This is a genomic window from Paraburkholderia sp. BL9I2N2, assembly GCF_004339745.1.
Taxonomy (GTDB): domain Bacteria; phylum Pseudomonadota; class Gammaproteobacteria; order Burkholderiales; family Burkholderiaceae; genus Paraburkholderia.
In genome coordinates this window covers 1,734,304-1,751,069 of record NZ_SMGP01000002.1, presented here as the reverse complement: position 1 = coordinate 1,751,069, position 16,766 = coordinate 1,734,304, and the positions used below count along the sequence as shown (strand labels likewise).

The window sequence follows — 16,766 nt, the reverse complement described above, 5'->3', positions numbered from 1 at the left end:
CACGAAAGTGGCGGTGATACCCCCACTTGACGGTGCATCCGCCAAGTGGGAGTATCGCCGCCCGATGCGCATGTATTGCTGATTCGCGAAATGCTCCGTGCGTGGCAACGCAGCTCCTGAACGCCACGAGTGCGCGTGCTATGCACGACACGCGCCGACGCATACGACAACAAAAGAGAATGGCGCAAAGGCCGCCTTTAGAACGCAATACAAGGACCGAACCTTCATGTAGATTTTCGACGGAGGTCACTCATGCTGTTTCATGCTTCCATCCCGGCTCGCAATCCGGAAAACGTCGCACGTGTCATCGCCGAACTGTGGGGCGGATTTCACGCACCGTTCCTTTCCTTTCCCGATTCGTGGATGGCGATAGCTGGCGACGACCGTGGCTCGATCATCGAGACCTATCCCAACGATCGCGTGCTCAGCCCCGACGGCGAACAGGTTTCGTCTGTGCCAGGCTCGAGCACTGCTCCGCGATACAGCGCATTTCACATTGCCATTGCGAGCAAACTGTCCCCCGAGGAAGTATTCGCAATCGGCGAGCGAGAAGGCTGGCGCGCCGTGCGCTGCACGCGCGGGCGCAACTTTTTCGATGTGATCGAATTGTGGATCGAAAACGTTCTGCTGATCGAAGTGTTGACGGAAGAGATGCAGAAGCAGTATCTCGCCTTTGCCACGCCCGCAAACTTCCGCGCACTTGCGGCGGCAGCCGCTGCGGCGCAAGCATGAATCGATGAGCGGCGTCGCGCGTCTCTATCTCGTCATCGCTCGCGTCTGCGCGCCGCTCTTTCTACACCCGGCGCAAATGCCGAACAGAACCAACTGACGTCCCGTCACCGTGAAGTCGAGACTGTTCGCGACGGACTGCTGTCGCGCCTCGATTTCCGCATCGAAGAACTCATAGATTCGACCGCAGACCGTGCAGACGAGGTGATCGTGCCGGGTTCCGTCATTCAGTTCGTAGACCATGCGGCTTTCGCCAAAGGCCACGCCGGACAATAAATCCGCATCCACGAGTTGACCGAGCACACGATAAACCGTGGCGAGGCTCATGTTGCGCATGTCTTCATTGAGAAGCTTATAGACCTGTTCAGCGCTGAAGTGGTCACGAGCGTGCTCATGAAAAAACTCCAGCACCAGGACTCGTGGGAACGTGGGCCGCAGGCGGGCTTGCTCCAGAATTCTATGAATTTTCATGGACGTCGTGGCATTCGAGAAGCGGCGGCCGACCTGTTGGATTCAAGGTCGCCGCGATGAAGAAGTCGGTGGGAATGACGTCGCGCTATTTCGGCAAGACGAACCGCGAGTGGCCGAACTATGTAAGCCGGCTCCTTAAGAGAACCTTAAGCGCCAGTTTCGGGAAGCATTGGACAGTCGCAAACCGATGAACTCAAACGGCCTGTTTTTGGCTAAATTACGTATTCCTTTCGCTCGGCGTTGCCGTCAAAATCGCGCCACACTGACTCCTGGCGGATCCCGCAACGCGTTAAGCTTCGCCCCCTCATTGTTCTTTTGACGCCACGCGGCTTATTTTTTTGACACCTCATTTATTTTCATCGCCCTATGATTGGGGGGCTCGCTTACCGCCGCGCTGGCTAGTACGCGTCCACTGAGCCGATATGAAAACCATGCAATAGATAAGCGCGCACCATGGCCAAGTCATTGAAATGATGTGTCGCGCACTAAACATCCAATAACTACTTATGCTTCTCGCGGTTTGCGCAACAACGGTTGCAAATGTATTGCATGCGTGTGCATGGCGCTGGTGGAAAGAGCAATTGATACCCTCAATTACCGCTTGATCTCGGAGCCAACAAAGTATGAAAAAATCTTTACTCGCGGCCGCGCTCTTCGGCGCATTTACGATGTCGGCGCATGCGCAAAGTAGCGTGACGCTCTATGGCCTCATCGATACCGGATTGGTTTACACGAACAATCAGTTTGGGCACAGCAATTGGCAGGAAGTGAGCAGTTCGACCCAGAACACGGTCTTCGGTCTCAAGGGCTCGGAGGATTTGGGTGGCGGCTTGCACGCGGTCTTCAAACTCGAGCAAGGTTTCCTGCTGAACAACGGCGCCCAGGCATTCTCCGGTGATGGTTTCGGCTCTCAGGCGTGGGTCGGCTTGCAAAGCGATCCGTACGGCACCTTGACGTTCGGCCGCCAGTTCGACGTGATGAACGACCTTGTCGGACCGCTCACCGCGGAGTTCAACACGTGGGGCGGCAGCATGGCCGCGCATCCGTTCGAGAACGACAACCTTGCTGCGAATTCGGTCGTGATCAACAACTCGGTCAAGTACGCGAGCCCGACCTACCGCGGCGTTACGTTCGAAACGATGTATTCGTTCAGCAACAAGGCCGGCGACTTCGGGAATAACCGGTCATACGGTTTCGGCGTTTCGTATGCGCAAGGTCCGGTGAATCTTGCCGCCGGCTATCTGCAATTGAACAACGCGGGCAACGGCAGCGGCGCGGTGACTTCGAGCGATACAAGCGCGAACTTCCTCGCACAACGCCAGCGTATCTGGTCGCTGGGCGGTAACTACACGTTCGGGCCGGCCACTGTCGGGCTGGTCTGGAGCCACACGCAGATCGACAACGCGTCGGGCGTGTTCTCGTTCGGCACGGGCAGCTACCTCGGTTCGGGCGACCCGTCTGCCGGATCGCTGGCCGGTTCACTGCGTCTCGACAACTACGAGGTGAACGCAAAGTACGCGCTTACGCCGGCGTTGAGCGTATCCGGCGCGTACACGTACACGCATGGCGCCTATAACGGTTCGTCGCCGGGATGGAACACGGCCATGCTGCAGACCGATTACTCGATCAGCAAGCGTACGGACTTCTATCTCGAAGGCGTCTATCAGAACGTGCATGGTGCGCCGGCGGACTCCGTACTCTCGCATGCCATGATCAACACGTTGTCGCCGTCTTCGACCAACACGCAAGTGGCAGTCACCGTGGGGATGCGTCACGCGTTCTAAGCAGGTTCGTGTCGAGTAGTCTGTGAAGATGCATGCCTGGCCGCTGCCGGGCATGCGCCATTGCGCGAGCACTATGCTCGCGGTCTTCAGTCGATCGGAACGATCTGGCTCAAAAGCGCGATCGTCCCATCTTCCACCACGCGCGCGGTGATCCCGCCGAATCCTCTGACCGCGTTATATCCGCCTGTTCCAAGCACTTCTTCCATGCGGGAACAAGGGTGGCATTCGCCCGTGGCTTCGAGAATCGCGTCGCCGATCCGGAAGCGGCGTGCCTTCAGCGCATAGAGATTGATACCTGACGTTACGACGTTGCGTCGCAGATTCAGGGGCGACACCGCGCTTTGCCCCAAATGACTCGCAATAGCAGCCAGGCTTTCTGTCTCGATCAGAGTGACCTGCCTGTTGCCACCGGCGCGGCCGTAGTGATCATCGGCAAGTCCGTGGCCAACGCGCGCCTCCACGGTTTCGACGACTCGCATCGGTTCGCGGCGCATTGATCGTACGCCGAGCCAGACGACGCTACCTGGGCGAACGGGCGCGAGCATGAGGCGCGCGAGCGGAGATTCGGGGTTGAGCGGCACCTTTTTGGAAAGGTTCTGTGGTGGGCGCGCGCTTCGATTATGACGTGTTTGATGCAAGGCCACCCGTCGACGCCGGACCGGCCTTTTGTCGTCCGATCTTCGGAAGACGTGACGGGCCTTCGCGATGCGCCAGTTGGGACATCGCAGGATCCGGCTAGCATGGGCGGAGTCCGGGAATCGATCACCAGGAGGATTGATGAACTTGCCGAAAGCGACTGCGTGTCGTTCGCTATCCGTGCTCGTGGCGCTTGTTGCGTGTGTCCATATGAACGAACAGGTGCACGCTCAAACTCCTGCGGCGCAGGCGCTATTCATGTTGCGAGTCGACTCGTATTCAGATCGCGCGGCGAATAATCGTGCGTACGAGAACCGTCAGTACAACAATCGTCAGTATTTCAATCGGCAATACGAGAACCGGCAGTATGAAAACCGGCAGTATGAAAACCGCCGGTACAACAACCAGCTCTATAACAACGAGCAGGATCAGACGCGACTCAACGGGATGGTGTCGCCGTAAGCGGGACTCAGGTCTCCGAAACGCGATGGTCACGGTAGCACGTGCGGGTTGAGCGTCTGGGCACGTACTGTACTCCACGCCAAAGTGACGCCCTCGCCGCATGCCGCCGATTTCCGGCACGCATGATGTTGCCGGTGCATGGAGAACGTTCAGCGCGACGCGGCTTGTGAACCTTCGTCCTTCGCTTCAGCCAGAATCTGCTGGATGACTTGCTCGAAAGTTTCGACAGGCTGTCCGCCGCTCACCAGATAGCGACGGTTGAGGATAGTGGCCGGCACCGATTGAATCCCCATTGCCTCGTTATTCCGCTCCTCCGCACGAACCTCCGCGGCATAGGTTCCGTTTTGCAGTACGTCACGTGCCTCCGCGGCGTCGAGCCCAACGGATTGCGCCGCTTCGATCAACACTTCGTGGTTGCTGGTGTCCTTGCCTTCGCCGTGATAGGCCCGCAACAGTGCCAGGTTGAGCGGCAACTGCGCACCCTTGATGCCGGCCCAATGCAGCAGGCGATGCGCGTCGAACGTGTTGTACACGTGCGTGCGCGGGCCGAAGGCAAAACCAACGCTCGCACCACGCTCGCGAATCGCCGCCTGCGTTTCAGCGATTTGCTCCGCCGTGCGCCCATATTTCTTGCCGAGATAGTCGACAATGGTCTCGCCGTCCGGGCCCATGTCCGGATTCAACTCGAACGGATGCAGGACGATTTGCGCGTCGACCGTGTCGCCAAGGCGCGAGAGCGCGCGTTGCAGCGAGGAGAGGCCGATCGCGCACCATGGGCAGGCGATATCGGAGACAAAATCGATTGTGAGCGGTTGTGTCATTGCGGTGGTCCTAATGGGAAGAATCTGTTGCGTGGCCGGCTTGGTGCCAGAGCGAGGGCCGCAAACAGCGTAACCTGAATTGCGAGTATTTGCAGGGGCGCCCTCGTGACGGAACGCGAGCCGGCGCCTTACAATTCACCAACCGCAGTTGGAGCCGTTGACCATGCGAGCAACAGGGATGCCGGCAGGCGTCATAATCCCTCTTCGCCGTCGTGCACGACAACGACTGCTTTTCCAACGTTGATAGGAGCTTCAAATGAGCAAGGGATATTGGGTGACGTCATATCGCGCGACGAAAGACGCGGCCAAGCTTGGCGCATATGCGCAGCTTGCCGTGCCCGCCGTGGCGGCTGCCGGCGGCAAGTTCATCGTACGTGGCGTGGCGGACGAGGCTCGTGAGCAGGGCTTGAAGGAGCGGACGGTCGTGATCGAGTTTCCGACCTACGAAGCAGCCGTCGCGGCTTACGAAAGCGAACTCTACAAGAAGGCGCTGGCGGCATTGGGCGATGGCGTCGAGCGCGATCTGCGGATTGTGCGCGGCACGGACTAACGCGAAAGATGCGGCGAGCGCGACCTGCTTAGGCAGGTTCGCGCCCAACGGCGGCAATCCAGCGTGATGCAATGCAACGGCAGGCCACCGCCTGCCGCGCTTGCCACCGAATCTATTTCACCGCGCCCAGCGCGAGCCCCTTCACCAGATACCGCTGCAACCACGCGAACACCACCGAAACCGGCAACGTCGCGCAAAGCGTAGCGGCCATCACCAGATGCCACTCGACCACGTATTTCCCGGCGACCATGTCGGTGACCTGCACGGTCAGCGTTTTATTCTCCGGTGAGCGGATCAAGGTGTACACGACGGCAAACTCGTTCCACGCGTTGATGAACGTGAAGATCGCGGTGACGACGATCGCCGGCACCGCGAGCGGCAGGAACACTTTGAAGACCGCCTTGGTCCGTCCGCATCCTTCGAGCCACGCCGACTCTTCCAGATCGCGCGGCACCGTCTGAAAGTACGAAGACAGCATCCACACGGCAAACGCGATGTTGAAGGCCGCATAAGAGACGATCACGCCGATCTTGGAGTCAACCAGGTTGCCGTCGCCATAAGGAATCATCGCTGCCAGCCGGAACAAGCCGACTACGAGCAGGATAGGCGACAACATCTGCGTGACGAGCAGAAACTGACGGTAGAGCCCGCGTCCTCGAAAGGGGAATCTGGCCAACGCATACGCCGCCGGCAAGCTGACTGCCAGCGCGAGCGCGGTCGACAGCAAACTGATTACCGTGCTATTGCGCAGCGCCACGCCGAAATTGGCGGCGACCCACATGTCGGAGAAATTGCTCCACTGCCAATGCACCGGCAACCAGCGCGCCGGATAGACAAAAATCTCGGAAGCCGGCTTCAACGCCGTAAATAGCATGACGGCGAACGGAAACAGCACCACCACGATTAGCGGCGACAGCGCGAGCCAGCACCACAGCGAGCGCTTCATCTTGACGCTGAGACTCATGACGGATCTCCTTCTTTCGCGGGCTGCAGGCGCAGATAGGCGATCGAGAAAACGAACAGCATGACGAGCATGATCAGTGACACCGCTGCAGCTTCGCCGGGGCGCCCGAGCCGGAAGCCGAGCTCGTAGAGATACGTGACGAGAATGTGCGTGCTGTTGTCGGGGCCGCCCTGCGTCATCACCCAGATGATCGGAAACGAGTTGAACACGTAGATCACGTTCAACAGAATCGTCATGTTGATGAACGGCCGCAACAGCGGCATGGTGAGTTTGCGAAACTGCTGCCAGGCGCTCGCGCCGTCCATGCGAGCGGCTTCGTAAATGTCGCCGGGCACCGAGGACAAACCGCCCAGCAGAATCGTCACCGTAAACGGAATCGACACCAGAATGCCGACTGCGATTTCGACCGGAAACGCGAGCTCCGGCGTGGCCAGCCAATGAATCGGACCGCTGATCAAGCCGAGGCGCTGCAACGTGACGTTGACCATGCCGTAGTCGTCGTTGAAGGCCCAGCGCCAGACCACGGCGGTCATGGTCAGCGAGACGGACCACGGCAGCATCACGATCGTGCGCGCCACGCCGCGTCCATAGAAATCCTGATTCAGCACCAGCGCGACGGGCACCGAGATCAGCACCGTGCCGCCCACCACACACACGGTCCAGACAATGGTCCGCTTGGCGGCGGCAAGAAACGCGGGGTCGCTGAAGATCGTGTAGAAATTCCGCAGACCGGTGAAATCGCGAATCGCGCCGAAGCGCGAGACCTCGTGCAGCGATTGCCACACGATGTTGAAAATCGGATAGCTGATGATGAAGAGCGCCAGTACCAGACTCGGCGCGATTAGCAACCAGGGCGCTTGCAGGCGCGAAGAAGCGGAACGGCTCATGCGTGCTCGATCGTAAGGCGCGTCCGCATTGATGAGCAGGCGCGTCGGGATGGGCCGGATAGTGCATTACGAGCGAAACGCGCACCGCCTTCGTAGTGGCGGCGCGCGTTCCGGGTTCAGCAGATCACTACGAGATCAGTACGACTGTGCTGCGTGATCACTTACCGAGCGACTTGTTCGCTTGCGTGGCCGCCGCGTTCAATGCGTCAGCCGGCTTCGCCTTGCCCAGGTAGATCGACTGCATTGCATCGGTCACGGCCTTGGCGGTGTCTTCCCAGCCGGTCACGGTCGGTGCGAAGTGGGCGGTCGGCAGCAGCGCGACGAAGGCCTTGGTGTCCGGATCATTGAATGCCGGGTCGGTTGCCTCAGCCTTGGTGGTCGGCAGGAAGCCTTCGGTCGTGGTGAACTCCACGCGCGGTTCCTTCGTGAACAGATAGTCGAGGAACTTCCACGCCGACTTCTTCACCTTCGAGTTCTTGAACATCACGATCGAGTCCGTGACAGCGTAGGTGGCGTGTGCCGTGCCCATCGGAATCGGATCGATGCCGTACTTCAGGTTCGGCGCTTCTTTCTTGATCTGCTTGGCGAGGAACGGCGCGGAGATCATCATCGCGACGCGGCCTTGCTTGAACAGATTCTGCACGTCTTCGCGGCTATAGCCAGTCACGCCCGGTTGCGTCAGGCCCTGGTCGATCATCGTCTTGTAGAGCGTGGCGGCCTTGATGCCGGCCGGCGAATTGAACGCCGCTTTGCCGTCCTTGCCGACCACGTCGCCACCATTGGTCCACAGGGCGTAGTAATAGTAGACGTCCGTTTCGATTTCCTTGCCTTGCAGACCGAAGCCGGCAATGCCCTGCGCCTTCAGTTTCTTCGACGCTTCGATCACGTCGTTCCAGGTCTTCGGGCCGTCGGGATAGCCGACTTTCGCGAGCAGGTCTTTGTTGTAGTACAGCGCGCGTGCGGAAGCGGCGATCGGCAGGCCGTACACCTTGCCGTTGATTTCACCCGGCGCGAGGAACGGGCCGATGAAGCGGCTCTTGAAGCTGGCGTCCATATAGCCGTCGAGCGGCTCGGCGACGTCGTCCTTCACGAAGTCGAGCAGCCACCGTGTGCCGACAATCGCGAGGTCGGCGTTGGCGTTGCCTGAAATGTCTGTTTGCAGTTTCTGTTGCAGCGTGTCCCAGTTCACATCTTCGATCTTGATGGTCGTGCCGGGATTGGCCTTCTCGAAGTTACGGGCCATCTTTTCGAAGTACGGTGCGGTCGCGTCGCTGTAGTGGGCGACGGTCACGCGGACCGTGTCGGCGTGAGCCGCGACGGCGATACCTGCAAACGCGAGCGCCACGGCAATTTTGCCTAGCGCGAGGGAAGCACGGGCATGCAACGACATTTCTCTCTCCTGGGGTGGTTTGCTGCCGTCGCCGGCCGCTTCGGGTTGAATTGTTTGAAAAAATCCTACATGACGCAAAATAGCTTGTCACGTAGGGTCTGCCATATTTCTTCCCGGCCAGTTTTGTGCATAAGATGCTGTAAAGCAGGGGTATTCTGCATAGCGTGATGTCACGGATACCCAATCTTCGGGATGACTAGACAACTGCGCCAGCCTTGGTTTGTAAGAAATTTACACGCTAATCCGGTGCTGGCGGCGCGGTTGAAGAGCGAGGCGGACATGAATCGTGTGGTGTTGGTAACGGGCGCTTGCGGCGGCATCGGCAGCGTGTTGTGCAGGCGCTTCGTGGAACAGGGCGATACGGTGCTGGCGCTCGACATCGACGCCGCCGCGCTGAAGGCTTTGACCGCGCAACTCGGCGAGGCGCACGTCACACCGATCGCGGTCGATATCGGCGACGCCGCCGCAGTGCAGCAAGCCGTGGCCGCCGCGGTCAAGGTGCGCGCTCCGGTGGATGTGCTGGTCGCCAACGCGGGCGCGGCACAAGGTCTGACGCTTGCCACGACGGATGTCGCGAGCTGGCAGCGCGACATTCATCTGAATCTGAACGGCACGTTTCACACGGTCGAGGCCGTGCGCGCGTCGATGATCGAGCGGCAACGGGGCGCGCTGGTGCTGATCGGTTCGGTGAACGGCATGGCAGCGCTCGGTCATCCGGCGTACAGCGCGGCGAAGGCCGGGCTCATCAGTTATACGAAGGCGCTCGCGCTCGAACTCGGACGCTACGGGATTCGCGCGAACATCGTGTGTCCCGGCACGGTGAAGACGCAGGCGTGGCAGGCGCGCGTCGACAAGAATCCGCGGGTCTTCGAGGATCTGAAAAAGTGGTACCCGTTGCGCGACTTCGCGACACCTGACGACATCGCCGACGCCGTGCTGTTTCTCGCCTCACCGATGGCGCGCGTAATTACCGGCGTTGCATTACCGGTCGACGGCGGCCTGATGGCCGGCAACCGTCTGATGGCGGAAGAACTGACGCTCGAATCGCTCTGAACCGCGCGCGGCAACATTGCAAGTAGCACGAGATCGAGTCAACGAAGCAAGACGATGAGGACAGCATGGCAGCAGTGCAACTGAGCGGCATCTTCAAACGCTATGGCGACACGCAAGTGGTGCACGGCATCGATCTCGACATCGACGACGGCGAGTTCGTCGTGCTGGTCGGGCCGTCGGGCTGCGGCAAGAGCACGTTGATGCGCATGGTGGCGGGGCTCGAGGAAATCAGCGGCGGGGATCTGATGATCGGCGGCACGCGCGCGAACAGTCTCGCGCCGCAGCAGCGCAATATCTCGATGGTGTTCCAGAGCTACGCGCTGTATCCGCATCTGTCCGTCTACGAAAACATCGCGTTCGGGCCGCGGATTCGCAAGGAGTCGTCGGCGAGTTTCAAGCCGCGGATCGAAGCCGCCGCGAAGATGCTGAACCTCGGCGGCTATCTGGACCGTTTGCCGCGCGCGCTGTCGGGCGGCCAGCGGCAACGCGTGGCAATGGGCCGCGCGGTGGTGCGCGAGCCGTCGCTGTTCCTGTTCGATGAGCCGCTGTCCAATCTCGACGCCAAACTGCGCGTGCAGATGCGCACCGAAATCAAGGCGCTGCATCAGCGGCTGAAGAATACGGTGATCTACGTCACGCATGATCAGATCGAAGCCATGACAATGGCGGACCGCATCGTCGTCATGAACGCGGGACGGATCGAGCAGATCGGCCGTCCGCTGGAACTGTACGATCATCCGGCGAATTTGTTCGTGGCGAGCTTTCTCGGCTCGCCGTCGATGAACTTCGCCGAAGGTGTGATCGCGAGCCGCGCGCAAGGTCAGGGCCTCTCGCTGAATCTGACGGACGGTGGCGAGATCGTGCTGGAAGGCGCGCCCGCGTCGGCCGTGGTCGGCGCGAAGGTCACGCTCGGCGTGCGGCCGGAACACATCGAAACCATGACGCCGACACCCGACGCGACGATGGAAGTCGAAGTGGTCGAGCCGACTGGTGCGGAGACTCACTTGTACGGGAAAATAGGCGGCAGCACGTGGTGCGTGACGACTCGTCAGCGCTCGAAAATCGAGCCCGGCCAGCGCGTGACGCTGCGGTTGCCGGCCGAACATATTCATCTGTTCGATACGGAGAGTGGACGCAGGCTGGTCTGAACCGCGTGTTGCTGTTTTGAGGTCGATACGAGCTTGCCTCGGGCTCGCTGAAGCTGCGACGCGGATTCATTTAACCCGTGAGAAGACGCCGGGCCGCCCCAAGTTTTCTCATCCCCTCGGGGGGCCTCGCGCGAAGCGACAGGTCTGGGGGCGCTTTTAAGGAACACCGGGTGTCCGCACCGAACTTGATTCCCCACATCCGCAGTGCACTCGCCAGTTTGCGGCCCGCAGAGCGTAAGGTCGCCGACATGGTGTTGAGCGACGTCGACTTCGCGATGCGCGCGAGCATCACCGAACTCGCGCAGCGCGCGGACGTGTCCGAGCCTTCCGTCACGCGCTTTTGCCGCGCGATCGGTGCGCATGGTCTGCGCGACTTCAAGATGCAATTGGCGCAGAGCGTGGCGGGCGGGCTGCCGTATGCATCCACGGCGGTGGCGCGCGACGACGACGTGCAGACGCTCATGGACAAGGTGGGCGAGGCAGCGGTCGACGGCATCACGCATGCGCGTGGCGCGCTGGATCCGGCGGTAGTCGAGAGTGCGATTGCTGCGTTGTCGAGCGCGCGGCGGGTGTTTTTCTTTGGCGTCGGTTCGGGTTCGGGATTGGTCGCGCAAGATGCGGCGCTGCGGTTTCTGCGGCTCGATATTGCATCCACTGCGTTTACGGATGGGCATCTTCAGCGTCTTTACGCGGGCCTCATGGAACCGGGCGATGTCGCCTTTGCGATTTCACATTCGGGCCGCAGTGTCGAAGTCAACGAGAGCATTCAGATTGCCAAGGAGTGTGGCGCGACCACGATTGCGCTGACGAATGTCGGCTCGCGGCTGGCGTGGCTGGTGGATATTGCGCTGCTGCTGCGCGTGCCGAGCCCGATCGATCCGAATACGCCGGGCGTGTCGCGGCTCGTGCATCTGTGCATCATGGACGCGCTGGCGATTGGCGTCGCGCTCAAAGCCGGACCGAAGACGCTCGAGAAGATGCGGCATGCGAAGGCGAGGTTGGCGTCGCATGAGCCGGAGGCGGCGGGGGATTGAGCGGCGCGGAAGTCGCTTGTCGATTTCCGCGCAGTTTTGATTACTCGGCAGCCGCCGCCATCCACCCAAAACGTCGCGACAAGCGTGACGTCGCGGCGCGCAAAGTCTGCGCCGGGCCGCCCGTCAATTCACTGTCGAAGCTGCCGCTCGGCCCCATCAACGCCAGGACCAGGCAGATACTGCCCGTATGATCCAGCACCGGCGCGGCTAACGTATTGATGCCCGGCACAGGCCGGCTGAGTGCCGTATCGATGCCGTCCGCGCGGATTTGCGCAAGACGCTGCGCATAGGCTTTCGTCAGCGGCGGCAAAGCAGACGCTGCGTCCGTGGCGGCTGCCGACTTCGCCTTCCCCGCAAAAACATCGGCCGCATCCGCACCCGCCAACCGCAGATGATCCTGCGCCAGCAAACCCGCGCGCACATCGTCCGCCACATAGGCGGCGAACACGCGGCCGATCGCCGTATTCGCCAGCGACATCACCGTGCCGACCCGCAGGCTCACGTGCAGCGGTCGCGCCGATTCCTCCAGGCGCACGACGGTCGGCCCAAGCGGCCCGAGCACCGCCATCGCGACGCTCATGCCCGTCGACGCCGCCAGTTCGACCACCTCGGGCTCCGCTTCACGCGTCGGCGACAAGCGCTGCAAACCGATCAAACCCAGTTCCAGCGCGAGCGGCCCGGCTTCGAAACAGCCCGCCGCATCGCGATTGAGCAAGCCGATTTTGAGCAGGCTCACCAGGTGCGGAAACGCTTTCGCCGGCGGCATGCCGGCGGCCGCCGCGAGATCGCGCAGATTCAGCGGCCGCGCCGCCGCGACCAGCGCCGCCAACAACTCGCCCGTGCTATCGAGCGACTGGATGCCGCGTTGAGGTTTGGCATCGCCGGAAGTGCGGGGAGATGTGTCGAGAGAATCGGTCACGATGCGGAAGAAGCCAGCAGGGAAGGTGCGGTTGCCAGTTCGGCGCCGATGTCGCGCGCCGCGGCAAGCAGTGCGCGCGCGATCGGACCGTCGGCGGCGGCGTCGATCGCGCCGGTCGAGCCGATCACCGTCAGCGCGAGCGACAAGCGGCCGTCGGCATCCAGCACGGGCGCGCTCAGACTGCTGATGCCCGGACTCGGCGCATCCACGCTGCACTCCAGGCCGCGCGCGCGGATCGCGTCCAGCGTGGCTTCGAAGGCGGTGCTTTGGTCAGGCGGTGTCATGGCGCGACTCGCCGCGCCGGACTGATTCGCCCACATGGCATCCAGCGCCGCGCGCGGCAGAAACGCGCAAAACACGCGTCCCGTCGATGTGGCCGGCAGCGACATCACCGTGCCCACGTGCAAATTGACGTGCAACGGAAAGCCCGCGTGCTCATAGCGAACGATGGTCGGCCCTTGCGGCCCGGCAATACAGATCGCGACGCTGAAACCGATCGCTTCGGCCAGCGCGGCCACGCGCGGCACGGCGGCGCGAAACGCCGGCTGGTTTTCCAGATGCAGCAAACCGAGCCGCAACGACAGCGGGCCGGGTTCGTAGCGGCCAGAAAGCTCGTCGCGCTTGATCAGACCCAGCCGGCTCAAGCTCACCAGATAGGCGTGCGCCTGCCCGGGCGCGATCTGCGCGGCGCTGGCGAGGTCGGACAAGGCGAGCGGCGTGCGCGCCTGCGCGAGCGCCAGCAACACGCGACCGCCCACTTCGACGCTCTGAATGCCGCGCTGCGTCTTGCCGCCGTCCGTCGTCTCGCTGCCGCCTGTGCCTTTGCCCGTGGGCGATTTCGCTGCTTTGCTCACACCCGCGCTCGTCCGTAAAAAAGGGTCCATGTTAACCGATGGCCTGTGCCTTTCTGTTCTCATCTTAGGCCTCTCGCGATTTGTGTATAGCGATACATTTCGCTATTGACAAATAAACCGGCGCCGTCCTAAGATGCATTCACCCCGACACACCGGCGCAGTCACAGAGTCAAAAACGGGGCGAGACAATCCTCCAATACTGTCAGCCCGCGCGGCATTCGCGCAGCCTGCCGTCTCGCCTCACGTCCAACTTTTGAGGGAGACAAGCATGGCAAAGGCATTCGCATCCCAGGCCGATCTGGAAGTCAAGAAAGTCACGTGGACCAAGCTATCCGAGAACGCCTACGCGTACACCGCCGAGGGCGATCCGAACTCGGGCGTGATCATCGGCGACGACGGCGTGCTGATCGTCGACACCACCGCCACGCCGGCCATGGCGCAAGACCTCATCGCGAAGATTCGCAGCGTCACGGACAAGCCGATCAAATACGTCGTGCTGTCGCACTATCACGCGGTGCGCGTGCTCGGTGCATCGGCGTATTTCGAAGAAGGCGCGCAGGAAGTGATCGCGAGCCGCGGCACGTACGAGATGATCGTCGAGCGCGGCGAAGCGGACATGAAGTCGGAAATTGAACGCTTCCCGCGCCTGTTCGCCGGCGTCGAAACGGTGCCGGGCCTGACGTGGCCAACGCTCGTATTCGAAAAGGAAATGACGCTGTTCCTCGGCAAGCTCGAAGTGCGCATCGCGCATCTCGGCGCGGGTCACACTAAGGGCGATACGGTGGTGTGGCTGCCATCGCAGAAGGTGCTGTTCTCCGGCGACTTGGTCGAGTACGACGCGGCCTGTTATTGCGGCGACGCGCAGCTCGAACAATGGCCGGCCACGCTCGAGGCATTGCGCGCGCTGAAGGCCGACAAGCTCGTGCCGGGTCGCGGCCCCGCGCTGACCACGCCCGAAGACGTCAACAAGGGTCTGGATTACACGAAAGACTTCGTCACCACGTTGCTGCAACAGGGCCGTGAAGCCGTCGAACAGAAACTCGACCTGAAGGCCGCGATGGCGCACACGCGCAAGGCCATGGACCCGAAGTTCGGCCACGTCTTCATCTACGAGCACTGTCTGCCGTTCGACGTCTCGCGCGCTTTCGACGAAGCCAGCGGCATCACGCATCCGCGTATCTGGACCGCGCAGCGCGACAAGGAAATGTGGGACGCGCTGCAAGCCTGATAAGAACAGACGCACAGCAAGACGCCGCAGAGCGGAGAAGGACGGAGACACAAGATGAGCATCAACTACCAGACGCTGTCGTTCGAATATCAGGCGTGTCGTGAACAGAGCGCGCAGAGCGGTGCGGACCAGGCGGCCTATCCCGTGATCGTGGTCGGCGCGGGCCCGGTGGGCCTCGCCACCGCGATTGATCTCGCGCAGCAGGGCGTGCCGGTCGTGCTGGTCGACGATGATTGTTCATTGTCCACGGGATCGCGCGCGATCTGCTTTTCGAAACGCTCGCTCGATATTTTCGACCGTTTGGGATGCGGCCAGCGAATGGTGGACAAGGGCATTAGCTGGAATGTCGGCAAGGTGTTTCTGAAAGACGAGTTGGTGTACACGTTCAATCTGCAACCTGAAGCGGGCCACAACCGGCCCGCGTTCATCAACCTCCAGCAGTACTACGTCGAAGGCTTTCTACTCGAACGCGCGCAGGAGTTGCCGAATCTCGAGATCCGCTGGAAAAGCAAAGTGGTCGGCGTGCAGCAAAGCGGTACGCCCGGCACTCACGACGCCAGCGTAACGCTGACCGTCGACACGCCGAATGGTCAGTACGCGTTGCGCGCTCGCTATGTGGTCGCCGCCGACGGCTCGCGCAGTCCGATCCGCAATCTGATGGGACTCGACAGTAAAGGCGTGACATTCAAGGATCGTTTCCTGATCGCCGACGTCAAGATGGAAGCGGAGTTTCCCACTGAGCGCTGGTTCTGGTTCGACCCGCCGTTTCATCCGAATCAATCGGTGCTGCTGCATCGTCAGCCGGACAATGTGTGGCGGATCGATTTCCAGCTAGGGTGGGACGCCGACCCGGTGCTGGAAAAGACGCCGGAGCGCGTCATTCCGCGCGTGCGTGCGCTGCTCGGGCCGGACGCGAAGTTCGAGTTGGAATGGGTCAGCGTCTATACGTTCTCGTGTTTGCGCATGGACCGTTTCCGGCACGGCAACGTGTTGTTCGCCGGCGACTCCGCGCATGGCGTGTCGCCGTTCGGCGCGCGCGGTGCGAATAGCGGTGTGCAGGACGCGGAAAACCTCGCGTGGAAACTGGCGATGGTGCTCGAAGGCAAGGCCTCCGATGCTTTGCTCGATACCTATGCAAGCGAACGCGAATTCGCCGCCGACGAAAACATCCGCAACTCCACGCGCTCCACCGATTTCATCACGCCGAAGAGTCCCGTGAGCCGCGTGTTCCGCGATGCCGTGCTGAAGCTCTCGCGTCATCATCCGTTTGCACGGCAATTGGCCAATAGCGGCCGGCTGTCAGTGCCGGCGGTGTTGCGTGATTCTCCGCTGAATACAGCGGACCGTGACCCGTTTGAAGGGGCGATGGTGCCGGGCGCATCGTGTGTCGATGCACCGGTGCAGGTGGCGGGACAACCGGCATGGCTGCTGCAGCAACTCGGCCAGCAATTCACCGGCGTGCTGTTGTGCGGCGATCAAGGTGTCGATCAGGCGACTCGGGCCGCGTTGGACACGTTGCGCGCTGGGCCGATTCCGTTGAAGCTCGTCGTTGTGACGCGTGGCGATCCGCAGGCCTTTGTGTCTGCGAACGCGCAAGTCGCGCACGATATCGAAGGGCTGGCCCACGCACGCTACGACGCAAAACCCGGCACGTTCTATCTGATTCGTCCGGACCAGCATGTTTGCGCGCGCTGGCGGCAACTCGATGCGGGTGATGTCGCGCATGCATTGAAACGCGCACTGTGCGTCGAAGGCACGGCTTGAACGTGCGGCATCAGGAAAACAATAGCCGCAAGCAATTTGCATGGGATCGGAGTAAGCGTTAAAGCGCCAACT

At 61.4% G+C, this 16,766-nt stretch carries 17 protein-coding genes; 9 read left to right on the top strand and 8 right to left on the bottom strand.

Going from position 1 to position 16,766, the window contains the following annotated elements:
* The first annotated feature begins 252 nt into the window (after window positions 1-252).
* Window positions 253-732 carry a hypothetical protein gene (locus B0G74_RS29810; RefSeq protein ID WP_132378958.1) on the top strand — a complete coding sequence of 160 codons (480 nt, stop codon included), beginning with the start codon at window positions 253-255 and terminating at the stop codon, window positions 730-732.
* Between the two features lie 24 nt (window positions 733-756).
* Here B0G74_RS29810 and B0G74_RS29805 read toward each other — a convergent pair whose 3' ends face one another.
* Window positions 757-1,200, bottom strand: a complete 444-nt coding sequence (locus B0G74_RS29805) for a Fur family transcriptional regulator (RefSeq protein WP_132378956.1) — start codon at window positions 1,198-1,200, stop codon at window positions 757-759.
* Window positions 1,201-1,823: 623 nt separating this feature from the next.
* Between B0G74_RS29805 and B0G74_RS29800 the strand changes: the two genes are divergently transcribed.
* Window positions 1,824-2,984, top strand: coding sequence for a porin (locus B0G74_RS29800; RefSeq protein WP_132378954.1), 1,161 nt, complete (start codon window positions 1,824-1,826; stop codon window positions 2,982-2,984).
* A gap of 86 nt (window positions 2,985-3,070) precedes the next feature.
* On the opposite strand, the gene B0G74_RS29795 is transcribed toward B0G74_RS29800, so the two are convergent.
* Complete coding sequence (locus B0G74_RS29795; RefSeq protein WP_243658344.1) at window positions 3,071-3,478, bottom strand: MOSC domain-containing protein; 408 nt, start codon at window positions 3,476-3,478, stop codon at window positions 3,071-3,073.
* Window positions 3,479-3,761: 283 nt separating this feature from the next.
* On the opposite strand from B0G74_RS29795, the gene B0G74_RS29790 reads away from it, so the two are divergent.
* Complete coding sequence (locus B0G74_RS29790; protein WP_132378952.1) at window positions 3,762-4,082, top strand: hypothetical protein; 321 nt, start codon at window positions 3,762-3,764, stop codon at window positions 4,080-4,082.
* A 149-nt stretch (window positions 4,083-4,231) separates the two neighbouring features.
* Here B0G74_RS29790 and B0G74_RS29785 read toward each other — a convergent pair whose 3' ends face one another.
* Window positions 4,232-4,903: a DsbA family oxidoreductase gene (locus tag B0G74_RS29785; RefSeq protein WP_132378950.1), complete on the bottom strand. Its 672-nt coding sequence runs from the start codon at window positions 4,901-4,903 to the stop codon at window positions 4,232-4,234.
* Window positions 4,904-5,159: 256 nt separating this feature from the next.
* Between B0G74_RS29785 and B0G74_RS29780 the strand changes: the two genes are divergently transcribed.
* Complete coding sequence (locus B0G74_RS29780; RefSeq protein ID WP_132378948.1) at window positions 5,160-5,453, top strand: DUF1330 domain-containing protein; 294 nt, start codon at window positions 5,160-5,162, stop codon at window positions 5,451-5,453.
* A gap of 112 nt (window positions 5,454-5,565) precedes the next feature.
* Here the strand turns inward: B0G74_RS29780 and B0G74_RS29775 are convergent, their stop codons facing one another.
* The 3 genes from B0G74_RS29775 to B0G74_RS29765 form a co-directional block, all read right to left on the bottom strand.
* Window positions 5,566-6,417 carry a carbohydrate ABC transporter permease gene (locus B0G74_RS29775; protein WP_132378946.1) on the bottom strand — a complete coding sequence of 284 codons (852 nt, stop codon included), beginning with the start codon at window positions 6,415-6,417 and terminating at the stop codon, window positions 5,566-5,568.
* The gene (locus tag B0G74_RS29770) at window positions 6,414-7,304 is read right to left on the bottom strand and encodes a sugar ABC transporter permease (protein WP_132378944.1); all 891 of its coding nucleotides are present in this window, start codon (window positions 7,302-7,304) and stop codon (window positions 6,414-6,416) included. Before B0G74_RS29770 ends, B0G74_RS29775 begins: the two co-directional genes overlap by 4 nt.
* Window positions 7,305-7,461: 157 nt before the next feature.
* Window positions 7,462-8,694 (bottom strand): sugar ABC transporter substrate-binding protein, encoded by a 1,233-nt coding sequence (locus B0G74_RS29765; protein WP_132378942.1) that lies wholly within the window; start codon window positions 8,692-8,694, stop codon window positions 7,462-7,464.
* 279 nt (window positions 8,695-8,973) lie between these two features.
* Here B0G74_RS29765 and B0G74_RS29760 point away from each other — a divergent pair, with 279 nt between their 5' ends.
* The 3 genes from B0G74_RS29760 (at window position 8,974) to B0G74_RS29750 (ending at window position 11,929) form a co-directional block, all read left to right on the top strand.
* Window positions 8,974-9,747, top strand: a complete 774-nt coding sequence (locus B0G74_RS29760; RefSeq protein ID WP_132378940.1) for an SDR family oxidoreductase — start codon at window positions 8,974-8,976, stop codon at window positions 9,745-9,747.
* A 65-nt stretch (window positions 9,748-9,812) separates the two neighbouring features.
* Complete coding sequence (gene ugpC, locus B0G74_RS29755; protein WP_132378938.1) at window positions 9,813-10,895, top strand: sn-glycerol-3-phosphate ABC transporter ATP-binding protein UgpC; 1,083 nt, start codon at window positions 9,813-9,815, stop codon at window positions 10,893-10,895.
* A 170-nt stretch (window positions 10,896-11,065) separates the two neighbouring features.
* Complete coding sequence (locus tag B0G74_RS29750) at window positions 11,066-11,929, top strand: SIS domain-containing protein (protein ID WP_132378936.1); 864 nt, start codon at window positions 11,066-11,068, stop codon at window positions 11,927-11,929.
* A 40-nt stretch (window positions 11,930-11,969) separates the two neighbouring features.
* Here the strand turns inward: B0G74_RS29750 and B0G74_RS29745 are convergent, their stop codons facing one another.
* Both B0G74_RS29745 and B0G74_RS29740 read right to left on the bottom strand, forming a co-directional pair.
* Window positions 11,970-12,848 (bottom strand): helix-turn-helix domain-containing protein, encoded by an 879-nt coding sequence (locus B0G74_RS29745; RefSeq protein ID WP_132378934.1) that lies wholly within the window; start codon window positions 12,846-12,848, stop codon window positions 11,970-11,972.
* Entirely contained in the window at window positions 12,845-13,732 is an 888-nt protein-coding gene (locus B0G74_RS29740; protein ID WP_132378932.1) for an IclR family transcriptional regulator, read from the bottom strand. The genes B0G74_RS29745 and B0G74_RS29740 overlap by 4 nt, the downstream gene beginning before the upstream one ends.
* 238 nt (window positions 13,733-13,970) lie before the next feature.
* On the opposite strand from B0G74_RS29740, the gene B0G74_RS29735 reads away from it, so the two are divergent.
* Together B0G74_RS29735 and B0G74_RS29730 are read left to right on the top strand one after the other, a co-directional pair.
* A complete protein-coding gene (locus tag B0G74_RS29735; protein WP_007178302.1) occupies window positions 13,971-14,930 on the top strand; it encodes an MBL fold metallo-hydrolase in 960 nt (319 codons plus the stop codon).
* 54 nt (window positions 14,931-14,984) lie between these two features.
* Entirely contained in the window at window positions 14,985-16,694 is a 1,710-nt protein-coding gene (locus B0G74_RS29730) for an FAD-dependent oxidoreductase (protein WP_132378930.1), read from the top strand.
* The last annotated feature ends 72 nt before the right edge of the window (window positions 16,695-16,766 follow it).